This is a genomic window from Lacihabitans sp. LS3-19 (genome assembly GCF_024343575.1).
Lineage (GTDB): Bacteria > Bacteroidota > Bacteroidia > Cytophagales > Spirosomataceae > Leadbetterella.
In genome coordinates, this window is record NZ_RJUA01000079.1 from 1 (window position 1) to 1,957 (window position 1,957).

A 1,957-nucleotide genomic window follows, 5' to 3' on the forward strand; every position below is an offset into this window, starting at 1 on the left:
ACGGAAGATGATTATGATTCCGTGACCCCTTGTGCTCAGATCGCGGATTTGAGTTTAACTAAAACTATAAGCAATTTAAATCCAATTGTGGGAGATGTAGTCATTTTTACATTAACCATCAATAATGCTGGGCCTGATTCTGCTACGAATGTTTCCATTGGAGATGCTATTCCAAATGGCTATGGAAACATTACCAACATAAGCAATTCTGGAAATTTATTAGTAGATTCTTTGGTATGGAATATTCCTACAATTTTGTCAGGAAATTCTCAAATACTAACTTATAAAGCTACGGTTTTGCCTCCTTTATCAGGCATTAGCTATACCAATATTGCACAAGTAGTAGGCGTAGACCAATTTGATCCAAATAGTACGCCAAACAATAATATTCCAACGGAAGATGATCAAGACCAAGTGGTAATAACTTTAGATAATAGTATTCCAATTGCAGTGGCAGGAACAGGCTTTACCATTACTTGCGTTGATAATACTTTAGGACAAGAAATTGGAGAAATAGCTGAAATTGGTCATACCTATAGCTGGTCGCCATCAATTGGACTTAGTGATGCTAATATTTCTAATCCGATCGCTTTGCCTTCAATAACCACGATTTATACGGTTACAAAAACCAATATTGTGAATGGATTTACGGCAACTGCATCAATTGTTGTAGCTGTAGATACGATTATGCCATTGCCTACAATCTTGGGTAATGATACTATTAGTGTCCTTCAAAGCAATGTTCTAAGAATTGCTCAAGGAGGAGAATCATATCTTTGGTCTAATGGATTAGGAACCAATGATACCGTAAGTATTTCTACGCCTGGCATTTATACCGTAACGGCAAAAAGCTTAAACGGTTGTACAGCAACGGCTACAACAGAAGTTATTGAAGTAAGATTTGGTTCCATTGGAGATTTAGTTTGGGCAGACTACAATAACAATGGCGTGCAGGAGCTTACTGAAAGTTTTATGGATAGTATTAAAGTTTACCTTTACGACGGAACTGGAACTGTGTTGTTAGATAGTACAATTTCAGATATTAATGGAAAATATCTATTTGATTCTTTGCCTTCTGGGAACTACAAATTATTCTTTAAAACCCCATCTGAGGCTATGGTTTCACCTCAATATAATGGAATTGACACCTTAGATAGTGATATTAATACGTCGGGATGGACTGAAACAATTAGCATTGATGTTACTAAACCTGTCAATGATACTTTGAGAAACAATACCAAAAAAGACGCTGGATATGTTCCTTATGGCTCTATTGGCGACTATGTTTTTGAAGATAAAGACTTTTCAAATACACAAAATGCTGGGGATACCCCATTGCCAAACGTTACGGTGTACTTACTCAATGCGTCAGGTGTAATTATTGACACGACAGTTTCAGGAATTGATGGAAAATATGTATTTAACAATGTAATTAACGGCGATTACCGTCTCCAATTTGTTAAACCAGTAGGAATGAATGCTGATTTGAAAAACATTGGCTCAGATTCTGAACTCGACTCAGACGCCGATCCAATTACTGGAATCACTGATTTGTTTAATGTGAATACAACATTGACCTTAAATGACCCTCTCAGAAATCTAAATGCTATGGACGCTGGATTTAATTTTTATGATCCAAAAATTAGATTGACTAAAGATGGAGTTTTGGTAGGAACAGGCTTAGTTGGAGATAAAATCACGTACGGATTTACGGTATTGAATACTGGAAATATCACGTTAAGCAATGTTTTCATTGAAGACACTTTGATTTCTAACAGTCCAATCAGTGTTTCACCAAACGTGTTGGCACCAAACCAAACTGGATTTGCAATAGCACATTATACCTTACTAGCTGCCGATATTGAAAGAGGCTATGTTGCAAACTCAGCCTTGGTATTCGGTACTGACCCAATAGGTGTAACTGTAACCGATACATCTGACAATGTGAATCCTTACG

1 protein-coding gene is annotated in these 1,957 nt (G+C 36.7%); it reads left to right on the forward strand.

The genetic code is table 11. From position 1 onward, the window contains the following. A partial coding sequence (locus tag EGI22_RS15440) for an SdrD B-like domain-containing protein (protein ID WP_310588171.1) occupies nucleotides 1–1,957 on the forward strand: 1,957 nt, incomplete at both ends.